The 26,152-nt window shown below is 45.1% G+C and carries 28 protein-coding genes and 1 pseudogene; 7 read left to right on the top strand and 22 right to left on the bottom strand.

Features of this window, described 5'->3' with window-relative positions; all coding sequences use genetic code 11:
- Positions 1–87: 87 nt before the first annotated feature.
- Positions 88–588 (bottom strand): DUF6622 family protein, encoded by a 501-nt coding sequence (locus V1566_RS23405; protein ID WP_395306116.1) that lies wholly within the window; start codon positions 586–588, stop codon positions 88–90.
- A 56-nt stretch (positions 589–644) separates the two neighbouring features.
- On the bottom strand, positions 645–1,151 hold the full coding sequence (locus V1566_RS23400) for a helix-turn-helix domain-containing protein (protein WP_395306115.1): 507 nt from the start codon (positions 1,149–1,151) through the stop codon (positions 645–647).
- A gap of 415 nt (positions 1,152–1,566) precedes the next feature.
- Here V1566_RS23400 and V1566_RS23395 point away from each other — a divergent pair, with 415 nt between their 5' ends.
- A complete protein-coding gene (locus V1566_RS23395) occupies positions 1,567–2,370 on the top strand; it encodes a DUF4225 domain-containing protein (protein WP_395306114.1) in 804 nt (267 codons plus the stop codon).
- On the opposite strand, the gene V1566_RS23390 is transcribed toward V1566_RS23395, so the two are convergent.
- Positions 2,348–2,671, bottom strand: coding sequence for a hypothetical protein (locus V1566_RS23390; RefSeq protein ID WP_395306113.1), 324 nt, complete (start codon positions 2,669–2,671; stop codon positions 2,348–2,350). The genes V1566_RS23395 and V1566_RS23390 overlap by 23 nt on opposite strands.
- 328 nt (positions 2,672–2,999) lie before the next feature.
- Between V1566_RS23390 and V1566_RS23385 the strand changes: the two genes are divergently transcribed.
- Positions 3,000–3,671, top strand: a complete 672-nt coding sequence (locus V1566_RS23385; protein WP_395306112.1) for an SOS response-associated peptidase — start codon at positions 3,000–3,002, stop codon at positions 3,669–3,671.
- 185 nt (positions 3,672–3,856) lie between these two features.
- Positions 3,857–4,051, top strand: a complete 195-nt coding sequence (locus tag V1566_RS23380; protein WP_395306111.1) for a hypothetical protein — start codon at positions 3,857–3,859, stop codon at positions 4,049–4,051.
- A gap of 43 nt (positions 4,052–4,094) precedes the next feature.
- Here the strand turns inward: V1566_RS23380 and V1566_RS23375 are convergent, their stop codons facing one another.
- The 11 genes from V1566_RS23375 to V1566_RS23325 all read right to left on the bottom strand — a co-directional run bounded on the left by V1566_RS23375 (position 4,095) and on the right by V1566_RS23325 (position 13,153).
- Positions 4,095–4,325, bottom strand: a complete 231-nt coding sequence (locus V1566_RS23375; protein ID WP_395306110.1) for a hypothetical protein — start codon at positions 4,323–4,325, stop codon at positions 4,095–4,097.
- A gap of 13 nt (positions 4,326–4,338) precedes the next feature.
- On the bottom strand, positions 4,339–4,542 hold the full coding sequence (hha, locus tag V1566_RS23370; RefSeq protein ID WP_032713766.1) for a hemolysin expression modulator Hha: 204 nt from the start codon (positions 4,540–4,542) through the stop codon (positions 4,339–4,341).
- Positions 4,543–4,648: 106 nt separating this feature from the next.
- On the bottom strand, positions 4,649–5,131 hold the full coding sequence (locus tag V1566_RS23365; RefSeq protein WP_395306109.1) for a DNA-binding protein: 483 nt from the start codon (positions 5,129–5,131) through the stop codon (positions 4,649–4,651).
- Positions 5,132–5,164: 33 nt separating this feature from the next.
- Positions 5,165–5,683 carry a hypothetical protein gene (locus V1566_RS23360; RefSeq protein WP_395306126.1) on the bottom strand — a complete coding sequence of 173 codons (519 nt, stop codon included), beginning with the start codon at positions 5,681–5,683 and terminating at the stop codon, positions 5,165–5,167.
- 50 nt (positions 5,684–5,733) lie between these two features.
- The gene (locus V1566_RS23355; protein ID WP_395306108.1) at positions 5,734–5,976 is read right to left on the bottom strand and encodes a hypothetical protein; all 243 of its coding nucleotides are present in this window, start codon (positions 5,974–5,976) and stop codon (positions 5,734–5,736) included.
- 526 nt (positions 5,977–6,502) lie between these two features.
- A complete protein-coding gene (locus tag V1566_RS23350; protein ID WP_047400308.1) occupies positions 6,503–6,721 on the bottom strand; it encodes a hypothetical protein in 219 nt (72 codons plus the stop codon).
- A 974-nt stretch (positions 6,722–7,695) separates the two neighbouring features.
- On the bottom strand, positions 7,696–8,184 hold the full coding sequence (locus V1566_RS23345) for a hypothetical protein (protein ID WP_395306107.1): 489 nt from the start codon (positions 8,182–8,184) through the stop codon (positions 7,696–7,698).
- A gap of 68 nt (positions 8,185–8,252) precedes the next feature.
- Positions 8,253–9,188, bottom strand: coding sequence for a fimbrial protein (locus tag V1566_RS23340; RefSeq protein ID WP_395306106.1), 936 nt, complete (start codon positions 9,186–9,188; stop codon positions 8,253–8,255).
- The gene (locus V1566_RS23335) at positions 9,185–11,680 is read right to left on the bottom strand and encodes a fimbria/pilus outer membrane usher protein (protein WP_395306105.1); all 2,496 of its coding nucleotides are present in this window, start codon (positions 11,678–11,680) and stop codon (positions 9,185–9,187) included. Before V1566_RS23335 ends, V1566_RS23340 begins: the two co-directional genes overlap by 4 nt.
- A 15-nt stretch (positions 11,681–11,695) precedes the next feature.
- Positions 11,696–12,418, bottom strand: a complete 723-nt coding sequence (locus V1566_RS23330; RefSeq protein ID WP_395306104.1) for a molecular chaperone — start codon at positions 12,416–12,418, stop codon at positions 11,696–11,698.
- A gap of 78 nt (positions 12,419–12,496) precedes the next feature.
- On the bottom strand, positions 12,497–13,153 hold the full coding sequence (locus tag V1566_RS23325) for a hypothetical protein (RefSeq protein WP_395306103.1): 657 nt from the start codon (positions 13,151–13,153) through the stop codon (positions 12,497–12,499).
- 41 nt (positions 13,154–13,194) lie between these two features.
- On the opposite strand from V1566_RS23325, the gene V1566_RS23320 reads away from it, so the two are divergent.
- A complete protein-coding gene (locus V1566_RS23320; RefSeq protein WP_395306102.1) occupies positions 13,195–14,310 on the top strand; it encodes a helix-turn-helix domain-containing protein in 1,116 nt (371 codons plus the stop codon).
- A 299-nt stretch (positions 14,311–14,609) separates the two neighbouring features.
- On the opposite strand, the pseudogene V1566_RS23315 reads toward V1566_RS23320, so the two are convergent.
- Positions 14,610–15,308: pseudogene (locus tag V1566_RS23315) on the bottom strand (IS3 family transposase); the annotation flags it as partial.
- 412 nt (positions 15,309–15,720) lie between these two features.
- Between V1566_RS23315 and ivy the strand changes: the two are divergent.
- Positions 15,721–16,167, top strand: coding sequence for an Ivy family C-type lysozyme inhibitor (gene ivy / locus V1566_RS23310; protein WP_395306101.1), 447 nt, complete (start codon positions 15,721–15,723; stop codon positions 16,165–16,167).
- 67 nt (positions 16,168–16,234) lie between these two features.
- On the opposite strand, the gene V1566_RS23305 is transcribed toward ivy, so the two are convergent.
- From V1566_RS23305 to V1566_RS23290, 4 genes are all read right to left on the bottom strand, one after another.
- Positions 16,235–16,582, bottom strand: a complete 348-nt coding sequence (locus V1566_RS23305; protein WP_395306100.1) for a hypothetical protein — start codon at positions 16,580–16,582, stop codon at positions 16,235–16,237.
- A 240-nt stretch (positions 16,583–16,822) separates the two neighbouring features.
- On the bottom strand, positions 16,823–17,044 hold the full coding sequence (locus V1566_RS23300; RefSeq protein WP_395306099.1) for a YgdI/YgdR family lipoprotein: 222 nt from the start codon (positions 17,042–17,044) through the stop codon (positions 16,823–16,825).
- A gap of 49 nt (positions 17,045–17,093) precedes the next feature.
- Entirely contained in the window at positions 17,094–17,729 is a 636-nt protein-coding gene (locus V1566_RS23295) for a LuxR C-terminal-related transcriptional regulator (RefSeq protein ID WP_263710174.1), read from the bottom strand.
- Between the two features lie 19 nt (positions 17,730–17,748).
- Positions 17,749–18,138, bottom strand: coding sequence for a hypothetical protein (locus tag V1566_RS23290; protein ID WP_395306098.1), 390 nt, complete (start codon positions 18,136–18,138; stop codon positions 17,749–17,751).
- A gap of 534 nt (positions 18,139–18,672) precedes the next feature.
- On the opposite strand from V1566_RS23290, the gene V1566_RS23285 reads away from it, so the two are divergent.
- Positions 18,673–19,188 carry an Ivy family c-type lysozyme inhibitor gene (locus V1566_RS23285; RefSeq protein WP_395306097.1) on the top strand — a complete coding sequence of 172 codons (516 nt, stop codon included), beginning with the start codon at positions 18,673–18,675 and terminating at the stop codon, positions 19,186–19,188.
- A gap of 64 nt (positions 19,189–19,252) precedes the next feature.
- On the opposite strand, the gene hchA is transcribed toward V1566_RS23285, so the two are convergent.
- Entirely contained in the window at positions 19,253–20,095 is an 843-nt protein-coding gene (gene hchA / locus V1566_RS23280; protein WP_395306125.1) for a glyoxalase III HchA, read from the bottom strand.
- 440 nt (positions 20,096–20,535) lie between these two features.
- On the opposite strand from hchA, the gene V1566_RS23275 reads away from it, so the two are divergent.
- A complete protein-coding gene (locus tag V1566_RS23275) occupies positions 20,536–23,658 on the top strand; it encodes a hypothetical protein (RefSeq protein WP_395306096.1) in 3,123 nt (1,040 codons plus the stop codon).
- A 456-nt stretch (positions 23,659–24,114) separates the two neighbouring features.
- Here V1566_RS23275 and V1566_RS23270 read toward each other — a convergent pair whose 3' ends face one another.
- Together V1566_RS23270 and V1566_RS23265 are read right to left on the bottom strand one after the other, a co-directional pair.
- Positions 24,115–24,690: an SLATT domain-containing protein gene (locus V1566_RS23270; RefSeq protein ID WP_063147170.1), complete on the bottom strand. Its 576-nt coding sequence runs from the start codon at positions 24,688–24,690 to the stop codon at positions 24,115–24,117.
- A gap of 7 nt (positions 24,691–24,697) precedes the next feature.
- Positions 24,698–26,026 carry a nucleotidyltransferase gene (locus tag V1566_RS23265; RefSeq protein WP_395306095.1) on the bottom strand — a complete coding sequence of 443 codons (1,329 nt, stop codon included), beginning with the start codon at positions 26,024–26,026 and terminating at the stop codon, positions 24,698–24,700.
- Between the last annotated feature and the right edge of the window lie 126 nt (positions 26,027–26,152).

The raw sequence follows: 26,152 nt of genomic DNA, 5'->3' as shown, positions 1-26,152 counted from the left end.
AATCGAAATTATCGGTTTCATCTGGCGTAAGCCAACAACAATTGATCGCGGGTCGGAGAGGCTTCAATTACAGGCAGTTACGGTTAATCATTTTTTGCTGTACCAGGGTATGAATTGTCTCAGGGTCCCCCCCCAGAATACGCCATCAACAAGTCCCGTCACACCGCCAAACAACATACAAAAACTTGCGGATGACCGTAATCCTGGCTGCAGATAAATGGCAGAGGTAAGAATAAACTTCATGCAAAAAGTAATCACAATCAGCCCCAGGGTCAGCGGCGTCCCGGCCCTGACAATCAGGCCCGGATTATCTGAATTTCTCAGCGGTGGCTGTGAGCGCCACAACCGGTATCCAAGAGCGGTACCTGCGAGCAGTCCAACTGCCATCATTGCAAGGCTTGTGCCAGCAAGTGCTGTCTCAGTGATAACACCATATGCCCCCCAGACAAGAAAAATCACCGGAAGAAAAAACAACCGTCCAGTTGTCATCTCCCGGTCATAAAGAGCAGCAAAGCCGCGTCGCAGTAAAAAAGCCAACAGGATCCATACCCAGACGGGGGTATCTCTTAAAAAATGTGCAATATCCATAAGTTGTCCCAGTTACGAAAGTTAATCTTTTTCAGTACAGGTGAATCGGCACCCCATTAATTTTCGGTGGTTTTGTTATCCGATTTTTTATTTCCTGACCGAAGAATTTTCTGCAACCTGCGTTGTTGCCATAAGGCGATTTTCCCTCGCATGATAAAGACGCGTATTCCCCTGAATATGACAAGTCCTCCCCATATGACAGCTACCACAACGGACCAGTAACTTTCCGGGGTAAACAGATAGTTAATTATCATTAATACTGTGCATACCAGAACAGCAGTAACCAGAATCCGATAAAACCGGATTTCCTGCGCCACCTGAATTTTGGCTTCGCTGATGCGTTCATCAAGAGCCTGGCTGGCAACGTAAGTCTCTTCCGAGAGTGCAGAGACATTTACACCAAAGGCTGAAGCAATCGCACTGAGTGTTTCCAGACTCGGTTTCTGGCCTTTTTCAGTTCGCTGCACGGTCCTTACAGAAAGAGAGGCCACTTCAGCCAGCTGTTCCTGCGACCATGCCTTTGTCAGACGATATGTTTTCACTTTTTCAGCTACAGTCATCATTGTTCCCGTTCTCTGCAATGCCTGTGATAATACTTGCACATCAACCCGGCACCGTATACGACACCACCATGACAGCAAGGCGACACGCCAGTGACATAAGGTCGGAACCCGGCATTTAACAGGCCTGGTTAAGGAGCAGAAGATACATTTATACCAGACGCTGGCAATGGTATGCAGGATACCAAACACATGGGAAACCGATAATCGCCACACTGTCAGACTCGGCGCTTTCTCGTTAGATAGACCCAGCCCGCACAGCCGAACTACGCGACAGAATGCTGGCAGTCGGTTTGCCAATATGAGGAAGTTGATTTGCAGTTATTGTGAGCCCGGTGGAATGGATTGCGAGCCGGAGGGATTTCGATTACGAGCCGTTACAAATATACTTTCAAATACAGATAAACGAGGCGATAAAATGGACACGTTGCTTTTACCCGGCCAAAATCCCCGAGCGTGGGCGGAAACCATGATCAACCTGGAGGCCAGAAAACTGGTTAATACGGCCAACACGGTAGCGGCTATGCATCTTCAGGATGGTTTTATCCGGATTCAGTTTGTGGATGAGATCAGGGCATTCATCCTGGCCCAGTTTGAGGCCGCGCGCCGGGCAAAAACGGATGATGACTGTATGGCCTGCCTGCAGGCATTGCGCGCAGAGAACACCAGTCTGCTCGAACAGTCCCGTTCACTCAAAACCGGCTATGCAAAACTCTATGCCGAGGTGAAGGTTGTCCGGCACGAGAACAAAATTGTAGGTTACATCATCTCAGCTGTTGATGTGGTGGTAGCCGGAGCTGCTATCTTTGGTGGGATCGTCATGATGTCCTCCATGACGCCGTTGGGGGTGGTGGCCGGTGCCGTGATTGTTGTTAACGGGCTTAACACTATTTCACGTGAGGCCGCACACAACCTGCTCGGTGATAAGCAGACGGAGGGAATTTTCGCTGACGGCTCGATGGAGATCGCAGAATTTCTGGGCTTCAGCCGGCAGCAGGGGCTGGGGACCTATAAGGCTGTCACACTCTTCAGCGAAGTCTACGGCGCGTTTGGCCTGAGGCTGAAACCCGAAGCACAACGGCTGTGGTACTGGACCAGGCCCGATTTCTTCAGGAAAGTATCCGGCACACCACGTCCCGCGATGGCGCTTAAAATTGCGGGATGGGGTGTTAAAGCCAAAGTGGCGCTTGATTTACTGACTATCGAGCCTTCCGGGAAATAGTCTTCTGCAGGCGGAATGCTTTCCAGCCAAGCGCAGGCGGAAAGGTCACCCAGGCAATGATCAGGACTACAAGGGAACTCATGCCCCCGGAAAGAATGTGTGTCCGGCTGCCGGCAATGAGGGTGACCAGCATAACCAGAACCAGCGCGACCGTGATCCATACGGACACCCGGAAGCGCCGTGAGAGCGCATCGATGAGATGCTGCATGGTGCCTCCGCCTGTTGCAAGCCGGCCCTGTAAATTGTCCACTTCGCTCTTGCTGAAACCTGCCTCAAGCAGGTCTTTCTCACTGATAGCCATCACGTCCTCCCTAATCAGGCGAAAGTATACTGTATCAGGGGTTTGACGCTCAACGGAACGGCTTTACGCGTTAAGTGATTTTTATTCTATAAATCAATATATTATGACTATTGAGGAATTCTCCTGAAACGGTGTTTTTTTTAATCGGTAAATGGCAATTAACGAACGCCACTGTCCATTAATTGATTTTTCAGACGACTTTTATCGCCCTAACGTGAGTTTTCGTTCCACTGAGCGTCAGACCCCTACTCCATTTAACTTCAGCTGGCGCCTCCATGCCGCTGACGCGGCATTATCTATACTTTGAGTCTGCCCAGAGGAGGTGTGTATGTGTGGACGTTTTTCCCAGTCGATGACCCGCGAAGATTACCTGTCACTGATTGCTGATGAATCTGATCGGGATATTACTTATGACCCGGTACCAATCGGCCGCTACAACGTTGCCCCGGGTACAAGGGTATTACTGCTGAGCGAACGTGACGAACAGCTGCACCTCGATCCTGTTCATTGGGGATATGCGCCTGGTTGGTGGGATAAGACACCGCTGATAAATGCCAGGATGGAAACAGCCGCATCGAGCAGAATGTTCAAATCGCTGTGGTTGCATGGCCGGGCTATCTGTTTTGCTGATGGATGGTTCGAGTGGAAGAAGGAAGGCGATAAGAAACAACCCTACTTTATACACCGTAAAGATGGCCAGCCAATATTCATGGCCGCGATTGGAAGCACCCCATTTGAGCGTGGTGATGAGGCCGAAGGATTTCTGATTGTCACGTCCGCAGCTGATAAAGGCCTCGTTGATATACATGAACGGCGGTCGCTTGTCTTGGTTCCGGAAGCTGCCCGGGAATGGATGAAACAGGACGTGTCTGGCAAGGAGGCTGAAGAAATTGCTGCTGAAGGAGCTTTGTCAGCTGATCATTTCATATGGCATTCCGTATCGCGCGCTGTTGGTAATGTGAAGAACCAGGGACCAGAACTCATCGAGCCTGTTAGTTGATGAGATGGATATGTCAGTGGCCGAGCCGTATTTTAGCTGCTACACCTGCAACTTCGCTTAATGCGTTTTATGTTAAATATTAATAAGTTGCATTATTAATTTATCATGTGTTGATGTGTTTGTCGTGTCGTGTCGTGACAGCAAAATCAGGGATGTCACCCACTAACGCGGTAAGGACTAAGGCCATGAACAGCAAAGCACATGAAGTACAGATCCGCTGGCTTGAGAGCCGGCAGCCTGATGAGCGTAACGGTAATGAAGCGGAAAAATTTTCGGATGAGTGCTGGGAGAAGGGTTTGCGGCTGGATAAAAGCCCGTCTGTGCACTATCAACTTCTGATGGAAACCATCCGCTGGACGCTGATCCCGCATCAAAAGTGAAGTCCTCCGTCGATCTCCATTGTTATCGCTACCGGGTAAGCTGTCAGGCATGACCCGGTTTAAAAAGATACGCTGATAGTTCTGCTGCGGTTATATCAAATTCGAGTCTCTGTATTAGATCTGCCAGTTTTTTCTCTGCAGTATCACGATCAATCTGATTCTGTACTATTTGCAGAGCAACCTGTTTTAGCTCCGGAGGGAGTTGTTCCAGAGCTATATAAATATCACCGGAAATTTCATCATCTGGATTTTCGAAGAGCCAGCCGTAACTCATAAGGTCACCCATTCTATTTAACAAATTTCCAGACACCTGGAGGTACCCGGTCATATAGCTTTCCCATCGTCAGTTCTGCCAGTCGGTGATCAACAGCTGCATTAAAGGGTTCCAGTTCGTCGTCGGTCAGATCGTATTTGTTTTTTTCTATCACTTTTTCAAGCGTGTCTCTGGAAGTACAGCGTCTTAGGCGTAACAGCCATTCCTGTCTGGTCATGTAATTTATGCAATAGCACCGGGAAGAAGTCGCTTATCTTAAGTGGTACGCTTCAGATCTGTCTATGAGACAACCCCGTGTTCCAACAGAACAGGACGGAAAGCGGTTAATTCAGCCCGTTATGCTGAATATAATCGCTGATGCTCAGGCCTGACTTGCGAATATCATCCGAAACCTTGCGGTACTGATCTTTCCACTCTTCTGGCATGTCCCGGAGAGCCGCTATCTTACAGGCCACACTGTAGGGGGTACGCCCCAACTTTTCGGCCAGCCAGAACAGATGAACGCCCACCGCTTCGTCCGGTACGGATTCGAGGGCATCAAGCAGCATAGTCCCCTCTTCTTCCCGCCAGGGTTCGCCGGCATGCGGAAAACGTGGGTCGGGCACACGTTCCTGTTTCTCTTCCTTTGGTTTCGACGCTGCCGGAACGTTGGACTTCTTAATACTGACGCGCGCTTTCATGGCACCGATGGCGGCGACGGCCCGGACCAAATCTTCGCGCTCCTGACGCGTCAGCAGGCTGTCCTCACAAATCAGGACATTCAGATTATCGATCAGCGTATTCAGCTTGGGTTCTGTTAATTTCATTCTTCTGTTCTCATTCCTTGTTTGTGGTGGCCGTCAGTTCCGGCTCTCATTCACCTGGATGGTGACCGGCAGGCCAGCATCAAAACAGGTCTGATACCAGCTGGCCACCTGCAGGGGATCGCCCTCTTTTATCCGTCGTATGCCGCCGGCATCCGTCAGTTGCAGGCAGGTGGTACCGTCCAGACGGATCACGTAGGCCGCTTCCCTGATGGTGTAATAGCCGTCATCCAGCTGCAGCTCCACCGCATCACCGGCAGCCGTCTGGCGTAACGGCAGACGCCGGACGTCTGTCAGCCGTTGTCGTGCCGTTTCAGCCTCGCGTTCTGCCTGGAAGAGCGGTTCTGCAATGCCGCGACCGGCCTCCGTCAGCTCGACGGCCAGCTGCAGGTTCGGGGCGCGCAGGGTGCGCAGCCAGCCCGCCGCTTCCATGCGCCGGCAGGAGGCGCGGAGATTCGGCCCGTACACCGGGGCGTCCCCGCCCTGCTCCAGCACCCGCTCAATATCCCGCGTGGCCACCGGCCCATGACGTTTCGCACCGAGGGCGGCCAGCACAATCAGCACCCGGCGCTGCAGCGGTGAAGGGCGACGTGTGTTTTGCTTCGTCACGCGCCACCGTCCTTACGCTGATGAACGAGGCCGCTGAGACGCTGCCAGTCGGCTTCCACACGCCCGCATTCCCGTGCACCTGGCAGACCACACAGCGCCAGGCCATACCAGAAGCCCAGAATGGCAGAAGCCTTACCCAGTTCCAGGGGATAACCCGTCCCGTCCTGGTTCAGATGGCATTTTTTAATCGCATCTTCTGCTTCCCGGGTCAGCTGCTCATAGCTGAGTGTAAAATTCATGTCTTTCTCATCCATCCTGCACGCTCCGTCTGAACATGTCCGGTTTAGACAAAAATCATACTTCGTATGATTTACATTGCATTGAGTAAGCATCATATCAGATATGATTTTGTTATTAATGATAAATATCACATTCAGTATGATTTTATGCGAATTGCTTGATTATCATATTTCTTGAGGGATTCCCGCCGCGCAGCATCCGAAAAGATGCTTAGTAGGATCTGTGCTGGTTACTGGTTAAGGGAGATCAAGAAGGCAGGTGATAAAGTAAATTTTCGCCTGAATGGCATGTTCTGGCGCAGGCCACACTGTCCGCCTTGAGCGAATAACAGACCAACTCATATGTGGCTTTCGAGAGCTCCGCTCGTGTCGGCCTGTCATCGATACTTGCGCTGCAAACGCGCCGCGCATATATGGTTTGGGCTTACCTTTTATCAAACGCTTAGACTACTTTTCACCTGCCAAATTTTTTGGATAAAAGCCATCATTGCCAAAGCAACATCGAAAAATGCTTAATTAAAAGTGCTCACGCCTGCATCCCCTTACCCCGTGCCAGGTTAATCCTGTCAACACATTCCCTAAACGCTTTGATTTGCTCTGGAGAGAGCTCAGATTCATCAATGTTGGCCAGAAGAGCATTGAGGGAGCGCTCAATATCATTTTTTGCTAACCGTAAACAGATAACCTTAACCCAACGCGGCGAGAACTTGCTGAGGCCGATTGCTCTTGTGATTCGTAATTTCATGCCATGCCTCTCAACCACCAGTGTGGAGGTTTTCATACTCGCTTATAACACGCATTGGATAGGTCTTCTGTAATTATTTCACCTAGGCATTGCGCCTGGGAGCAACCAGATTTCAGCGTACATCAATGTAGGGTACCTCCCCTCCGGGTTTCGGGATATCCACCCTGCGGACTGGCTGCAGCTTATACTGCCCTGCCAGCAGGTTATTCCGTATTTCCGGCCACTGGCGTTTCAGATGCGAAGATAGCCCCCATAAGGCTGTCCCCGGACGACGGGTTTTGCCGTTCCGGGTGTGTCTGCGCGGTTTCAACACCCAACGTGGCAGGGTTCGGGGCTTCACCTCTTCTGCTCTCATCGGGGTCGCATTGCGTTTTCTGCTGCATGACCGTTCAGAACCTCCGGTGGTATTCACCACTCATTACTGTTCGGGCCTTCGGGTTTCCCCTACTATGTCCTCTGCTGACTTCTGTATAACGATCAGCACACCTCGCGATGTGCACAGTCCTGAATGCACGACGTTATACAGACCTCCCAGGGTAAGTCCGACCGCCTTCACCACACACCTGCCTGATTTACTCATACGACCCTTGATGGCTATGGCCTTCGCGATCATATGCTCGCTCTGCCGATCACGTGAGCCTTGTATCAGGTTTCTGTCCGCTAGGTCATGGCTTTGCTCCACGCGTCCTTCAGACCCCACCTCACGATGACGCTCTTGCGTTTCACTGGTCCTTCGCCACCATCAGGTTGGCCCCCCTGGCTGTCGAGCATGTCCGGCACACATAAAAAAGCCCGCTGTTAAGAGCGGGCCAATGAGTGACTATTAGTAAGTAAGGTAGGTAGTCGTGAGTTTTACTAACTGACCAGAGTGATGCAGTATCGTGCTTATTCACAATGGTTCAGGGGAACCATCAGGCAGCTATCTTAGACCCACTGCTCACGCATAGCAGCAGTTTGCAAATTCTTAAAAAAACCTACTTTTGAAGTATATTCATCATGCGGACCTTTAAGAATAACTCCACATTATTATTACATTGTAATTTTTTTCTGATCTTTAAATGCATCGCTTTAAGCTTCTTGTAGCTAACATTAAAAAGACGCATCTTTAATGAAGTTGATGAATTTATTGCAAAGAGATGAAGAAGCTGTTTTTCCTCATGTGAAATTGTATAACAACCTTTCTTTTTTGAATGGAAGTTCTTATCAATACTATAATTCAACAAATCAACCAAATGAAAAATCCTACCATTAACAACACCATTAAGTAAACGCGCACCTCGCTCCGTACAGAAAAAAATACCATTTCGCGGTTTATGTCTGCTAATGAAAAAATAAATCCCAATTGCGCTGGAAGATGTGATGATATAAACATCATCAGGCAATGATTGCAATTTCCTCGAAATTTCAGCATTAAGAGAAGAAAAACCAACTAAATAATAATTATCGTCACAAATGATGCACATAAAACACCTTAATAAACATAATTACAATTTAAAACGACGTTTCTTTACCAACCTGTAACTATATGTTTTTATTGATATGCTGCCATAATTAAACCTGTTGCCTGAACGTGACCTGGGTAAATGTCCTGTCCTGTACGTGTGTAGTAGGCTTGTATAGGTAAGGAATATTCACTCTCATTATCTAATTCAATTAAAATAGGAGTAGCACCATCCCAAATAACTTTGCGGTTGTTTACATGTACAATGAAACCAGCACCACTGAAATCACCTGATGCATCCAAAGCAGGTAATATAGAGGAATTCATCAATGTCGAGCCAGAAGAAACTGGCATAAAATACAACCTGATGTTATTTTGTGAAGAATGTTCACATGTTATGCGGATACTAGTTTGCCCATTGATGCCAGCAAGTGGCATTCCTACAGGAATGCCAAGTAATTGGTTCTGACTGACAACTGGAAGAGTTATATTCAAATCTTGACCATGAGGGATATAACATCCCCCATTAACAATCTTACCCTTAACGGCTATGTTTTCTGACACTAAACGTATAACATGTCCATTTTCATCAATATGTTTTACGGTCCGTCTAAGTAATGGAGTGGAAAGTAACTCCCCTGCGATTACAGTATTTCCTGTCCTTTTCAGATTCACCTCCATTGATGAGTGCTGCTGCGCAGAACGATTTTGTTTCATATTCGGAATTTTGATCTGTATGCCAATCCCGTTAACTCCTGAATGAAATAAATATTCACTCTCAGGAGTCACAATCTTATTTCCAGACAGAGGAGTCCATTCAATATCAATTTTTTTACACTCCTCCTCACAAATGTCAACAAAACTTTCTATATGAGAAAATATAACTTCCCCACTTAATATTCCAGAGCTTGTAATTTTTTGCTCTGGAATATCTATAATCCTGTGAGATATTTCGTTAGCGTAAGTATCTTTCATCAGTACTAACATCGTACTAAGTATTACATTGAGTAATATAGTTTTATTCATTGATTTCGATCCTGATTACAGGTTAGAATTTTTCTGGTGGGTTCGTTGTTTTCCCCGGTTAAATGATATGGTGCTTCACACACATCTTTTAACCCCCTTCCCCACCGAACAAGTAAAACATCCTTATTGGGAAGCCCACTAATCCAAACCTGGCCCTCGTCAGAAACTATTGCTGCGGAATTCTCTGTATTCTCATCGCTTTTTAGAGTTACTACACTCCCAAATGGAACTGGATTTCCATCAGGGCGTAATAATGTGATCAAAGATTTAGCACCTTTCTTAACTTTGAACTTCGCTGATACTAATGAACCGCGTGATGGTGTAACTTTCACATCGGAGGTAATAACTTCAGTAAATTTATTTGCGCTATTTACATCAAGAGAGATATTATTCTCCTGATATGGGATCAGGTTAGGAATTAAAGCATATCCCAACATGTCAGTTTTAACTCCAGTACCATTATTGGTGATTAAACCTGATGCACCACGAGTATCAATCAGAGCATTCGCGCCATCCATGCTCAGACTCTGACCTAAAGTCACCCCCCCCCGGTGCACAACACCAGAGCCCGAAAATCCCAAGAATAAATGATGGCTATCTTTTCTGTTAGTAAAGTTACTCTGCACATCACCATAACGCCCAGTATATCTGACGTTTAAATTCTCTTCATTATCCCTACTATTTTTGCTGTAACTTTCTGTAATTCCATAAGAAACAGATTGTTCTTTTAGCGTGCCACTAATTCCGGTTTGAAATAAAGATTGACCATTGAAATCAATAATATTTGAATTTAGCGCCAATGAATTCTTGTTCAAGAAAGATGTTAATGGCATGAATAACGAAAGATATGCTGAACGCTCGTTTTTTTCATATTGAGGTGATTTACCGTATCTAAATGAAATGTTCACGTGCCCTCTACCTACAGGCATGCTCCAAGATAACCCTGTCATTACTCTCTTCTTATCGGTATTATAAAATTTCTCTATATCGCCCGATAACACTAAAGTTCCTATATCTAGAATCGGCTGAGAAACATTCGCATTAAACCGATAAAAAGGGGCTATATCTTGTTGCCAATAATGTTCGTGTTGTAATCGGTTGAAAGAGTAATAGTCCGGAGTCGAGTTCCAGTAACCACTTATATTAATATTAGTTTGAGTTGCCTCAAGGCCACGAGTCCAAACCGCTCCGACAGATTGCCCTTTATTCTGGCGCTCAATAACCCCATCAGAAAAGGTTGCCTCTGCATGAGTGATATCTACAGAAAATGCTCCGAGTTTTTCATGATACTTACCGATACCAGTCATCGCCGATCTGTAATCATTGGCAAGAATACCACCTCCGTAAAATGTTAAGTCCTCACTGCTTCCATAAGCTCCCGACACCTGAATGAATGTGGGCGATTCATTTCTTAAAACTTCCTCATTATTGCGGTAACGACCAGCTGAGATATTATAACTAATACGCCCACGAGGTTGTAGTGCAGGAATACTGGCTGACGCCTGATTAAGGTGTCTGACAGTCCCATCCTCACCGCGGATTTCAATGTTCAAATCACCGGCATAAAGAGGTGTTATGTCTGTTAACTCAAAGGGACCTGGCGGTACTTCACCTTGCCAGATAACCGTATTGTTTTGGCGTACGATGATTTGAGATGGCGAAGTAGCAACCCCCTTGACTACAGGGGAAAAACTCAATAACGCTGGATTAAGCATCCCTGTATCAGAGTAAATTTGTACCCCTTCGAAAGGAAAACTTTCGAATATGTTGTATTCAGACGCCAGCTGGCCAACAGCAAATTGACCACCCTGACCAACACTAAAGTCATGATAGGCCCAGGTTCTTAGAGGTTGCCAACTACGTCTTTGTTTATAAGAAGTAGATTGCGACATGAAGCCATCATGACGAAGACGCCAACCTAAAACAGCTAAAGAAGAATTCAGGGAAAGCGTGTCGCTTCTACTATTTTTTCCATATGCTCGGGAATACATACCAGAGTATCTATAATTAACCATTAAAGCCTGCAAACCATCATCCCATTGATGTGGTGGAGTCTTAAGCCAGTCGTAACTTGCTAACCATATCTGTGGAATTTCAAGGTGAAGTTCTTCGCTTGAAGGGAAAAACTTTTCCGTTGCGCCGGGCAATCTCTCACTTAATTCCTTATATGGAGCAGAATTTTCATATTCACCCTCAGGGAGGGATACCCCTAGTTTTAAAAGCAGCTCATTAGGTAAGACCGCTCTAACTTCACCCGTAGGAGTGGCCGCAAATGTTACTTTTTCCTCTCCTATTCTGGAACCATTAATTATAATATTTACAGTATATTCTCCGGGGAGGAATGAATTCCTTGTTTTGAAATAACTAAGGTCAATAGGTGTTTCTTTTTTATCAACCAGAGACAAAAAAATAGTATTGAAATCAACATTGTCATTAGCTGCCTTACCTGGTAGGGTAAATATAATCCCAAATGCACAAGCCAAATAACGCACTGGTCAGCCCTCCGATTAGAACACTACAGAGACAGATCTGGTCATGCCTCCGAAATCATTAATCAAATTAAAATCAACTGTCTTGACGGGGGCTTTTGATGGTATGTTTATCTCCGAAAATGGAGCGATCATCTGAAAAGACTCATCTGTCACATTTATATTATTCAAAGCCAGTCGTCCCATTGAAGCATAATATGGTGTTGGATTTTTTAGCTTAACCCCATTGTTTGTTTTACTAATTTGTATTTTTTTATTGAGACTTTCAATTTCCTTCTTATCTTCGATTGAAGCAGGTCTGTATAATAATTTTATCTGGTGCATTATTGTTAACTCAATATGCCCCGCAGCTGTTTTTTTATTCTCAACGGGAGGGATCGCCATCACATTAATATGAAATATTGACTCACGATCACTGGGTAGTGACGATACATCATCGAGTTTATTTATTCGAAATTGCCTTTTTTCATCTTCATTAATTCTAATCAGAGGGGGGGTAATAAAAAAAGGAACTGATTTATCATTATAATTTTCGAACTGAGATACCCATGACTTCAATAACCATACATCTTCCTTTGAGCTATTATTTACACGAAAAGCAACACTTTCATTCTCCGATGTGAAGACAACTCTGGTAACATCAAGGCTAATCCCTCCTTTTTTATATGTTGCATTCGCACCAAAAGCGGCGCACAAACCAACGAACATAATAAAAATGCATTTAGTGATCTTATAACTCATAAACTTAGCCTAAAACATTAATACAACGAAAAAGCAGCATCTTTTTGATGCTGCGTATGTATGTATCAATAAGTACACTTATGACTGAGAAATCAGATAAAGGTATCCACCAAAGAACGGTCCAGTATCAACGCTTGCTGCATCCTTAATAAGGCTGATATCGATAGGCACAACAGCATCTCCCGAATTGTTGCTTGCGACAAGTCCATGGTCGGTACCATCGGTAAACATCGAAATGTTAGAGGAATTCTTCATATGCAACTTAAGTCCGTTATGTTTCCGACCAGCAGCGTTAAAGAGAGCTGATTGCCCAGTTCCTCTAAAATGCTGGTCCCCTAAAGCATGGATTTTGTATCTAAAGGTGGCATTTGGAGCACATTTAGATAGCTCAATATTCCCCCCTTGGGATTTGAGTGTGCTTCCCACAGCTGCGTCTGAAATTGTGTTGTGGGAAATGGTTCCAAAATTGAGATCCGATGGAATCGTTACAGTGCATGTTGCTGCTGCAATAACACCTTCAATCTTTTGAAAACCACCACCAATAAACTTCTGCGTGGGGTGGCGATCCGTGTGCTGCAAAATGGTGCTAAGAAGTGGCGCAGTTTCTGTATGCGACGATAATGAAGATAAGCTATTACCTACAGCTTGTAAGTTAGGTAAGTTAGATTGTTGGGCGAAAGCCCCCCCCGTAAGTGCAACAGAACAGAATAGAGCACTAATAATTTTTTTCTTCATGTTTCTTCATCCTTAGTGTCAGTTGATTAAGCGTCTTTTCAGTGAAGCAGACATCTAATATTTATCATCAAGTTTCTCTACAATTCAAATCTCGCCCACATAAAAAAATACTAAAAAAACACCCAAAAATACCAAAACACAAGCAAAAAACAAACAGCAGCCACACTTTCAATAAGATTGTGGGTATTATTTCTTTTATAAAAAGAAATAATACAAGCACTATTTCATTGTTTTTTGTTTTGGACTTGATGTTCAAAAAAACATCGGGTATAAAACACTCCCTGAATTTAACTTGGGCATTAACCACACATAGAAAGGGGGCTCTCTTGTTCTCAAATTTTTTGTCCGATAGCATTTCCATCCAACATAAGACTTCAGAGCCTCATATAACCTTTAAAAACGTAAAGTTTCATCATTGTTCTTTAGTTTATGTAAATAGTGGCGCTGTAATTTTCAAAAATGGGAATGGAGATGAGTTCTGTTTTGAAGGTGGGCAGGTTTTATTTGTTGAAAAGAATATAACTCTCAATATTACGATAAAAAACAAAAAAAGCTTGAAGTGTTATATGGTGTATAATATCAAGAATGATGAGCTATGTACCCTTTATGCCATGCTAAAAACCTATAGCAAATTTAGAGAAATTTCTTTTCTTACCACAAGGGATATATTTCACTTTCAGGCGGATAGTATCGATCAATCTCTATTCAGAAAACTAAATGATGATACATGCAAACATGAAAAGTGTGCAATCATGTTGTATATGTTATCTAAATTCGGGGAAATACCAAGATTATATACATCCATAGCCAGATCAATAAAAAATTCATTCTCGGAAACTGTTAGGGATTTATTTGAGAGCGATATTTCAAGAAACTGGACCATGGATATGGTTGCCGAGGATTTAAATATTTCAAAATCGAATGTTCGCAGAAAACTTTTCTCTGAAGGTCTAAAATTCAATGAGTTGCTACTGGATGTTAGAATGCGCAAAGCACTTAGGTTAATACTAACAACAGATCTACACATTAATACTATTGCCTATAACCTGGGATTTTCAAATGTTTCATACTTTATTTCCTTGTTTAAGAAGCATTATGGCTCCACCCCTAAAAAACTATCAGTACAAATTAAAAACACTTCCTCGTTTAATGATTGAGTTTAAAATGAAGGATTAAACAAGGTCATAACACAAATAGTAGTATGACTTAATTCTTGTTTTCAGAACCATATTTGTGTATTGCACCCACTAATTATTGAGGAAATATTGTTTTATTATTCAGGGTGATTCATTTTCTAGCATGATTTATTGGGTAGGCTATCGGTTCAAATAGGATATTTTTCATACTCAGTGACCTTTGATATTATCAATTTTGTTATGGATCGCTAGCATAATGGGGGCGTGCTCCCTCCTGCTGGCCGAGCAGGAGCTGAAGTGGCTTCTAATGACTGTAGTGGTCAACTAAAACTGGCCACCGCTTTAGGGTTTTTCCAGTATCGGTTTTCCGATTCGTTTGACGATAACCCACCGTTATATTCATGCGGCCTGAACGAGCTGTAATACCCGACGATATAGTCTGTGATCGCATGAGCTGCTTCGCTAAAGTTTATATAACCCGTTACCGGCACCCACTCGTTTTTCAGACTTCTGAAGAAGCGTTCCATCGGGCTGTTATCCCAGCAGTTTCCGCGTCGGCTCATACTCTGTTTGATCCGGTAACGCCACAGTAACTGCCGGAACGACCTGCTTGTATAATGGCTGCCCTGGTCGCTGTGGAACATCACCCCGGCTGGCTTACCGCGAGTTTCCCACGCCATCTCCAGCGCTTTGACGGTCAGTTTGCTGTCCGGTGAGAACGACATTGCCCATCCCACCGGTTTCCTTGCGAACAGGTCGAGAACAACTGCGAGGTAAGCCCAACGCTTTCCTGTCCAGATATACGTCACATCGCCGCACCACACCTGATTAGGCTCTGTCACTGCGAACTGTCGCTCAAGGTGATTCGGGATAGCTATATGTTCATTACCACCACGTTTATAACGGTGGGTAGGCTGCTGACAACTCACCAGCCCCAGCTCTCTCATGAGCCTGCCGGCAAGACAGCGCCCCATTCTGAAGCCTCTCAGGGTTGCCATAGTCGCGATACTTCTTGCGCCAGGTGTAAATGGTGGTTTCGGAATTGGCGTGCTTTCGTCTTGTGCTTTTACTCAGCGTACTCTTAGTTTGCCTCAGCCAACTGCCTAACGGCTTACAGCCCGGGTCAGTTCGGTAATATTCTGTTCCGAAAGTCAGCCGGATCGGCTTTTTCCACGCCTGCTAGCCGCAGCTCTTCAGTCAGAGCCACGCTCTATTTCGGCAAATGCCTCCGTAAGCACCAACTTTTTCTCCAGGAAGGCTTGCTGCTTCGTATTGAGTTCTGTGAGAAGCACGTAGGAATAAACTTAAAAAGCCTAGTACACCGATTTCCACTTATTGAAAATCATCGGAAAAGTGTTCAATATATAGATAAAGTACTGTCTATTTTCCATAATAATGATTTGAGGCAGAAACTTCAGTGAGGAGAAAATTATGCTTAAGTTAGTTGTCGCAAGTTTAACCCTGTTATCAGCAACTTCCGTGTTGGCTCATAATGATATTTCGGTCAGCAAACTCGCTACAGATAGTGACACAAGCAAAGCGTTTCATAAGATGTCGAAGGATCATAACCTGCCAGACTGGGTTATGAAGGGGGGCACCGAAACTCCGGCTAGGAAGGTGACGCTGGACAGCAAAGCCTATCAAGTTGTATCTGCATGTAAACCTCATAATTGTGCTGCAGAACAGATTGCGGTTCTGTATTCACCAGAAGGAAAAAGCCTGTCCGGCGTTTTCTCCAGACAGGCTACAGAGGGAAATCAACAGAATCTCGTATGGCTAAATTCCGGGAGTGACATATCTATAGATGGTAAGACAGTGCTTTTTGCGGCCCTCAGCGGTAGTCTTGAAAATCACCCGGATGCTTTTAATTTTAAATAACTGAAAGAGCAATTTTGTGCTGTTGTTGTATGGTTGTCTTTAAGTTTCATTAAGATTTTTGCTACCTTCATGGGAACTTGCTGGCAGATATTACGTCGTTACTCTGGCGATGACTGAACTGTGATTCTGCTTGTTGAGTACCACGTCGGGCGCTACCGCCCGACGTTTTTTTCATTTCTTTTTTACCGGCATGTTTGCTATTAACGACATTCCGGTCTCCATAATAAAAATACCTGGTAGCAATGTAAGTGAAAAGGATAAACACTTTTTCAGGAATTTTTATGAAACTCAAATCATCATTGTATTCCGCTATTGCGGTCGCTTCGTGTACCGTGTCACCGGTATCCGCTGATTCATTTGTTATAATGCTCTCATAGATAACTCCCCTCCACAGTTCACTACGTCTCATGGCCATTGACACGAGAAGCCTTTCGAACGACAGCACCGGATAGAGCAGTCAGTACAGAAGGAACTAATAAATAAAATACTCGAAGAAACTCTCTTTCATTTTAAAAGCAGAAAGTCTTCATCTCGTTTTCAACACATAAACCAGCACACGGGCGCAACCTCTCTATTTCTGAGGGCATTAACATCCTGACCGTACATTCCTGTACAGTCAGGCATGAGGGCTAAGCAACTTTACCAGGGCCCGGGCTTACCTGATCTGGGTAATTTCTTTAACGTCTGCCCGGTTAATTTGTTGTTTTACACCGTTGGCATCCACAAAACCCACTAATCCTGCACTGGTTTCTTTAGGTTTACCCTCGCTGATAATGGTTCTCCCGTCCTGCGTGACAATACTGTAGGTATGCTTGGCACACCCGGCCATCAATAATGTTGCGGCAGTAACTACGGACAGGGCTAATGCTTTTTTCATGCGTGCTCCTTTATGTTCCAATGAAAAGATAATAACGGAGAAATGGAAATTACTGCTTACATGCATACCTCCATTTCTTGTCTATGATTTCCTTGTTATACCTGTAATATCGCAAAAACATACCGTATCCCCGACATCCAAACTTCTGCACAATTCGACTTCGGTAACAGGTTGCCGTTTTTTCACCAATTAAAAACTTATTTTGTATTTCCTCAATGCTTTCGTTATCAAGCAGACACTGAAGAATATCTAACTCCCGCTCAGTAAGACGCGGATAATGATGGTAGATCAAACTTGACCGGCGCCTCAAATAGGCAGAATACAGGGCCAGAATTGAATCATGCAGGCTACCTCTTAAATTGACGTAGATATGATATTCACAATTTGCAGGATAAAACCGTCCATGTCCGGATATATCCAGCCAGATCCAGTCCGCACCTTTTTTTAGGGTCTCCTGTAGTTTATTGAAGCCACGCCAGTTACCCTCCCTGAAAATTCTGCCGTCAATAAGCACCCGAATTTTCCCTTTACCTTTAATGGGGGCTGGAGTCTGAGTAATACCATCATAAGTCACATGAACCAGAGGTAATCCGGTTATCTCTTTTAAACCATGGAAAAGGTAGAAATCATCCGTCAGTAAAATACTGATATTTCTATTGTTAATAAAATAGATGTATTTTTCCATTTACACATAATGCGCCATCTCAATCCATAAAGTTAATAGCCAGTACATAGCAATTACACTGTTGATCCCGATGCGTACTTTTCACAATGATGTTATACATACCCGATGCCGGGGCAATGAATACACTGTCCTTATCCAGATGGGTACGTGCCTTACTTCCTCTTTGGTTCGGTCCGGCCATACTTAATTCAAAGCGTTTGCCCGATACCTCCACTCTGAGGGACTGAGACTTCTGAAGAAACACATGATATTCATCAAATTCACCACTCTTAATTTTCCCGTGAAACTCGGTATAGCTCGGAAGACTGTAATTCTTGACATAAAAAGAACGGGCATCAGTCTTCACAGATAAGGTCATCAGTGAAAGACACAGGAGATAAATCATTGAACTGTTATTAAAAATACGCATGACATACCTCCCTGGCATAACCTCCGTAACCTGATATCTCTACCATATTGTTATAACATAACATCGGCAATCTGGTCTGACAAGTTATAACACCATTATGCATATTCGATTGAAACAATAAATACGCCTTAACTATGAATAAATATGCATCTCTTGTGATTAAAGAATTCCTAACGCGTAAAAGAAAGCCCTTCTCATAAAAGGTATATTAATGTTATTTCTGGAAAAAGATTTTTGCTCTGGTGATTGACCCTTTCATCTCATGCATCTAACAATGAGTGTGAAAGGATTCTAATCAAGCATTTATTACGGATTATTCCTGGCGAGTGTAATAGGATTGCCGTGATTTCGGAATTTATAATATGAGAAACCATTTTTGATTATAAACTGTCGGCAGGTGGTGTTTAATCAAGAATATGTGAGTTAATGGCGGTGCTTTTGCGAATTCATTCCTCGCCCTCTCAGGAGTCGTACGCCTGACTTTACGTACGAAGCCAGTAAAAAGGTTTATTATTTATACAGGCAATTACTGGAATGTCTTCTTCGGAAGCCGAAAAAGTAATGTCTGCAAAGGAGGTTATTATGTACAGGGGTATTGTTGCTCTCTTAATTCTGATACTGGCAGCAGAGAGTGCCGCTAAAGATAACATAACTATTAATATGCTTGCTAACAATCCATCAACCCGAAACTGTTTTCATCAGATGGTGAAGGCGAATAAATTACCGGCCTGGGTTGTCCGTAACGCTGAAAATTATCCGACGATTGACATGACCATTCGTAAAGATCGCTATCATGTCATGAAAGCCTGTAATCCGGATAATTGTGAGCACGAGCAAATTGCGGTCATCTATTCCCCTCAGCGGAATATTATCTCTGGCGTCTACTCCATCACGGACAGGCCAGAACAACAGTCGCTGCAGTGGCTGGGGATAAGTGATGAGCAGGCAGACTGGAAGGCTTTGCTTTTTGCTGCATTGTCAGGGAGCCTCATCAGGCAGCGGGAATTCGTATCAGAAATGAACGTCCTTCCTCTGACAACAGGTGAATGAAGTCAGGCCTGAAGGTGAAGATGGTGGCAGCCCTGCCACCATCGTTTCCGGATGCCTTGAGTTATCAGACGGCATAAGCCGCAAGTAATTCAGTTGCCGCGAGGCGTCCAAGAGCATTCGCGGCAAAAGGGCTGTCGCCGGTCAGTACGTTACGATCCTTGTGAACCGAGCCAGTAATATCATCATTAACAATGTTTATCCCCATCCCACGCAGTTTCTCACCGAAGTACCATGTCAGGTGCCCGGGCATATATCCAATATCCGGTGTTTGCTTATCCACGCTATCCGGAAATGCGCATATCGAATACCCATTCAGAGGATTAATACCGTGCCTGAGCGAAAGAAATGCGGCTGGTCCGTGACATAACGATATAACCAGTCTGCCATTGCTGATTGCCCAGCGAAGCGTGTCTGCTACCGCCTGGCTTTCTGACATCGCAATAAGCGCACCATGACCACCGGGAATGAAGACGGCGGCATATTCACTGGCAGACGTCAGCTCCGTGCAGATCTCGGACAACTTGCGGGGATGCCTGAACGCATCTCGATATTGTTCGTAGAACGGCATGATCTTTTTATCCTCGGAAGGCATTGCCCAGTGTTCAAATTTGGCCATGTTTCCGGAGAGTGTGGCTATCTCAAAATCAAATCCAGCCGCACTCATATGATACATAGGAACCAGTGTTTCCACGGGATGATTTCCCGTCGAAAAGAGGGAACCGTTATCCGTCAGCAGATAGCGTTCGTCTGCTGCAATCACAAGCACTTTCCTGGCTCCCTGATAGGGGGCTGGATATTCGTAGTCGCTTAAATCAGTTACCGGGCTGGTAAATTCACTCAGTGAGTAGTCCGACGGAAAAAAAGCGTTGTCTTCAGCGGGGTCAGGTTTAGGGCTTTTGCTCTTCATTTCTTTCACAGCGAGATCCTCTGTCACAGGGTATTAAACTTATATAATGATTTTAATCGAATCACGCATCATCGCCTTTACTGTCAGGGGGGATTCTGCATAAATCAGAATTTGCAACGCTCACCTTTTCCAAGTCTTTTCATTTATGTCATGTAATCTGTGCCGGTATCTGACTCCCGGATGGGCTTAATTGACAGAAATACTCATAAAGACTTTCGAGAAACCTCAAACCCGTATTAATCAGCATAATGCAACATTCATCCATTTTTTGTGTTATTAAGACAATAATCTCCCTCTTATTCTCCTGAGCTCCGGAAAAAGGTGGATACGGATCTGCCCTCCGGACAGACCGGAAGAATCCAATATTGAGATTTTTAGAGAAATATTCTGCTCACAGGACGTATGATGAAGAGGTTGACCACTCATCTATCAGGAAAGCTATGTCGGGCAAATTCCTCACACTCCTTTCAGCGAAAGTACGAGCCGAACTCAAACAAAACCTGAAGAACAATGCGGTGTATAAACGACATCGCTGGAGCCTGCCTGAGAGGGCACAGATCTACTGCTCCACGCATTATCTGAGGGCTATGCTGTTGCTCTGGACTGCGGCCGCTGGCGCAGTCACTGCTGCAGAATATTTTCGTCCCGTATTTCATTCTTTTGCCGTTACCTATCTGAAAGGCGTCACGGCATTACCGGCATGGATGTCAAACCTGCTGGGCGCGCAGTTGACGATTATCGGGATCGTTTTTCCACTGGTTGTGGGCCTTATCAGCGTACTCTTTCAGAAAAAATCGTCCCGGATACATATTCAGTCAGCTTATCAGCTGCATTCAGGTTACATGTTTGCGGGGCTCAGCGGACTGTCACTGGCCGCATTTATCGTGATTGGCGGATTGTTTTCATCAGCAGGCGATAAATACCGGACGACCGCCTTTGCCATTACGGCCCTCGTCTGGATGCTGTTCAATCTCGGGCTGTCTATATGGTTTTTTATATCAAGCCTGAACATTCTGGACGATAAAAAGCGCGATCGCCTTATGCTGAAGTACTTTCAGTCAGAGATTGTGGAAAATTTTATTTTACGTTCGCTGATAAATGCATGGCTCCGGTATCCAGGCACCTATCTTGATAAAAATCATATTAAAGGTATTGAGATCCTGCGCTGGTATGTTTCAGGCGAAGAAAAGATGCAGTTACTGCCTTACTATGTCGGTGAAGGAAAGGATATAACGGATGTCCGGCTGCGACCACTCAGTTTTCTTTTGCGATTTCTCCGGCCTGTTAAAAACAGTAATGGTGAACTTATTTTACTTCCCTCGCTCGGCCGTAAGCAGGATACCATAACGCTGATTGCATCTTCTGATGTCATTTTCCCCCGTGGCTGGCCATTCCTTTTGAGAAGGTGCTTTATCAGAGGCCGAAATAAAAACTGGAAAGAATACCGGTATATTACCCGCGATTTTTACGGTGAGGCCTACGATGCCCTTGAAGACGGTAATATCAGTTCTTTCATCAGCGCCGCAGACCGGCTGGTTGAAACCTACTCAACGCTGAAAAAAAGTTTCCGGTATGCAGACGGTAATTATCTTGATGAATGCGGTGACACGGGATTTATGCCGACATTCAGCCAGTCTTTCCACCGGGATTTTTATGCTTTCAGCCATACAACGGTAAAGTCGCTGGAAACCACAGGTGAATATTTTCGTCATGTAATGACCATCCCGTTCTCAGTATACCGGGATTCTGACAGCCGGCTGCTGAGTGATTTTGAGCAATATATTTCGTCTCTTTTCCACGTGTGGCATGCGCTGACAGACTGGAAAACAGGGTATGGTGATAATCTGACTGTCGCTCAGGAGCTACGTCACCGCGAGCTTGTCAAGGACTTCATCGGAGAATGGGAAAGCTGGTACATGTGGCGGCGTCTTCAGAACCGGGCCGGAGAACAATCTGACAGCGATCGTAACTGCCTTCTGGCTCATCTTTTTCATACCGCTCAGACTGTCATAACAGCAGTCATGAAAGATGATCGTTTTGCCTCTGAGCACAGCTCAGATATGCTGTTGCTCTGGTACGGACGGAACAACTTTGAAGAGCATTTTGAGTATTACCGGTGGCACAGTTTTTTATTCACGCCAGCTTTATTAACGCAGAAGCCTGACGGTTCTGACTGGCAGGGTGTATTACGGGGTCATGAATATTCAGCCAGCAAAACGCTGGCGACGGTATTTTATAACGCTCACGCTGACGTGCGTCTGCTGACCGCCGGTTATATTCTTTCGCATATCAGCCAGAAAAAGAATGTGCCACTGAAAGACGTTGTCAGGCGACTTCTGAATTCAGACCTTGTCTATCCCACAGGCGCACACGATCGCCTGACGTTTTCGTTCAAGTCAGCCACTGATATTATTGACAGCATCATCAGGCTGGAACACCGTAATAACGGGCGTGAAGATGGGTGGTACGGAATGCTGACCGGACTCATAAGAACATTTTCATCATTCAGTGATACCGAAACCATTTCCGGTCGTATTTATATGGGGGCCTATGAAGATGTCAGGAATATTTACGGCAGTTACGCAGATATTGCTTTTTATCTTTCCGCTGGGCCTCTGACCGTCAGCAGGCGTGTACAGGATGCGCTGGATGATAATATCTTCACGTATTATACAAAGCAGCAAATTATCAATCAGCTCAATGGAATGAAGCGTCGTGAAGATGCCCCCTCTGACGGCTATTTAATGCCTGAGAAAGATTTCAGGGCGAAGATAACGGCTTTCAATACAACGCTTGATGCCTATATTCAGGCGTTCAGTCAGAGTATGTTGGATGAACTTATTCATGCTGAAGTCGATACAGAACGCCTCAGAAAGACCGATCTGACTCTCACTCACGGGCTGCCCGATATGCTTGCTCAGGATGCCCTGCTTTCCCGTTTTTCCTTCAGCGACATAGAGACCTTGGAAAAGGCATGGGAGGCCAGGTCAGTTTACGTACCCATGCCCAAAAATATCATTGCAAAGGGCATCAACAACAATGAGTACGAAGAGTTGATGCCGCTCTCGGTAGTGAAAAAATCTCTGCTTCATGACGTTTACCGCATCCTGAGCCATCTGCCGCCGCAGCGGACCGAAACCGTCCGCAACGTGGACGAACAGCTGCAGCATGTCAGGGAGATGACCGCCGACAAGGACGGCTTTACGCTTATTTTCTTCGGAGCCCGCCTGGGGAGCGAGCTGCGTGAACTGACCCACCACGCTGACAGGCATGCAGAGCTGGGGATCACGGTGGACCTGACGTCACCCCGCGACGGCCTGATGCCGGTCAGGATCAACGGCTGTGTTGTCTACCAGGTGTGGGGCTATAAAGGATGCTATTCCCTGCTCGTCAGGAACAGTATCTTCGGCAACCTCCATCTGCGAAGAGATCCTGAAGGTCTGCTGTTCAGTTCATCGTGGCAGACGGACAGTGAAGATCCCCTGACCGGTTCGGTGACCACCACCTGGCATCAGATGCTGGAAATCAACGGTGCTGTGGTGGCCCGGTTCGAACATCTCTGATAAATCTGTCTGGGCGGGACACGTAATTCCCGCTCAGACAATATTATTGCTAATTTATTACACTTAACTCTCTATAATTGTTTTAATGGCAATAATTCCTAATTCGCAATAATCCTCCACTTTTTGTGTATTTAAGGCAACAATCTCTCTCTTACTCTTCTGAGATCCGATTTCTGGTGAAGCCGGATTTTAACTGGCTAATTAGGTAACGAATTTACCGACGGCCATGACTCTGGTTGTGTTGATAGAGGAGACTTCAGCTTCTAACTCTGCTCATGAAACCCAGGAGCGACAACTCGCTCTGAGCAGGTAAGACAACGGAAGGGTCTGAAGTATGAATTGACCTGCAGAATAGCAGGTCAATTTTATTGAACGTAAATTAGATGGTGATACCGGCTATACATATACATCGCATATTTGCCAGTCAGCTTACTGAACTTTTCATCGGCAGCAACATCAGGACGTTTTCCAGATGACAGCTATAGTGAAAATGATCGCCAGACCGGCGAGAAAGCAGAGTGAAAGCGGGATTTTGTCCTTCAGTGTCAGGTTCAGTTCTTCTTCAACCCATGCTTTCTCAAATTCACAGTAAAATTTATAATGTGCGTACCAGTTACTTCCGAAGATCTGTTTGCTAATGACTGTGCCGTAAAACCGGGACATGATAGCGTCGATGGATTGCTGTGTATGCTGATAGTCAAAGTTTGCATCGCTTTTCACGTTGCGGTATATGACTTCAAGTTCATTAAAAATTTTGGTCTGCTCAATCCCCGCACTTTCATAACTTTGCTTTTCCGAGTCATAAAACTGAATGTACATGGTAGCAACACCAAATATAATTAATATCGCGGAGATGACGTTTGTGGCCAGCTCAGGAATGAAAAGAGCGAACACACCGACAGCAAGAGAAATAAAGCTAATCCAACCGGATGCCTTACAAATCAGATCATAGGTGGCAAAGTTTTTCTTAGCGCCAAATCCGACGTTATAACCGTGTCGGGCGATTAATTTCAGCATCTCTGATTGCGTCATAAAAACCTCAGCTTATGGGAACTTCAATCTGTGCCCGGGCAACCACAACCTCATTTTTTATCACATAGCATTCTACCACGTGATCTCCACGGAAGTCGGTGGTTTCTTTCTTCGTATAGTAGCCGCCGTCCGGAACGATTTGTCCCCGGATCATATTTCTTCTGCGTGCTTCGTCACCCACGTTCAGTACCTTCCACATAACGGTGTAGGGTTCCTCTGCCTCCATTTCTGTCAGGTCTGCCCGGAAAAGGAGAGATTTTCGGGCGGAGAGGCGGAATCTTCTGGTAAGCATCTCCCTCAGGCTTCTGGGAGGGAAACCATCCTGGGTTACGGTACAGTCAAGGTTGAGTGAGTACTTGATATCCACCGGATATTTTTCCTCTATAAACTCTTCGGTATCGGCCCAGGGAGCAGCATCAGCCGCATGCGATTCCAAAGCGAGGCGGGCTTCCATAATATCCACCTTACGTCTGGGAAAGGCTCGGCCGAACACTTTGCGCCAGCGGTCATTTTCACTAGCAGCACCCTCAGCGTCTAAGGCATCACAACATAGTTCATACGCGTGTTTCGCTGCCCGACCAAACCAGGGGGATTTAACACGTACATATTGATTACTGCCTAACGCGAGATACCTTTCCCTTCTCTCCTCATTTGAGAGATATTCAAAAAAGTCTCTGGCGAGGACTCCCAGGCTGCCATTTCCGGTATTGTCATAATCTGATGTTGATGAAAGAAAGCGATACGCCAGTGTGTCTATCAATAAGCCACCCATATTGACGCCATGCAGGTTCTTCCAGGCTCTGATCATTTTACACAGCTTGCGCAGATTGTTGGATTTATCTCGCGAAAATGCGGTCATAGCCGCCTTTTCGTGAAGAGGTTTTGTAATGCGCCATGCTCCCCCATTATAGCTTTCAGGGAATTTAAAGCTGCCATCATCCTGTCTGAATACTGGTTGAACCTCGACATGAAAGTTTTTAAAGACGACCTGAACGACCAGTCTGTCCTTTTTCACCGTCTGGTCAGGATATTCTTCCGCCAGAATGTTTCTGACATCTGTGAGCAATGCAGACTGACCATTATCCTTACAGTTATAATATTCATACTGATTGGGGGGCATAATAAAAAGCATATCCAGATCGGATATGCCTTTTATTGCGGTATGTCTACCTACTGACCCCACTTTCAAGCGATTTGCTACCCGGGAACTCGTTCCTCTGAACGCAAGATTTAATGACTTGGTTATTTTTCGATAGTGATAGCTGATCTTTTTTGCCTGTTTAAGGTCAAGATTCAAATTTTCAAGAAATTCGCTGAACAACTCCCTGCGGCTCATGGTGTTTCCTTCGATATGTGAAACATTAACTTACATTATCATTACACCTTATAAAAACCAAGGTCTTCGGAGGTGAGCTTTATGTATGGCTCCATGACTTAAACTTTTACAGGATGGCCTACAAAA

Origin of the sequence: Enterobacter sp. ECC-019 (assembly GCF_043974075.1) — a bacterium.
Lineage (GTDB): Bacteria > Pseudomonadota > Gammaproteobacteria > Enterobacterales > Enterobacteriaceae > Enterobacter > Enterobacter asburiae_D.
The sequence above is the reverse complement of the archived record's forward strand: the minus strand, read 5'-3'. Positions and strand labels throughout refer to the sequence as shown.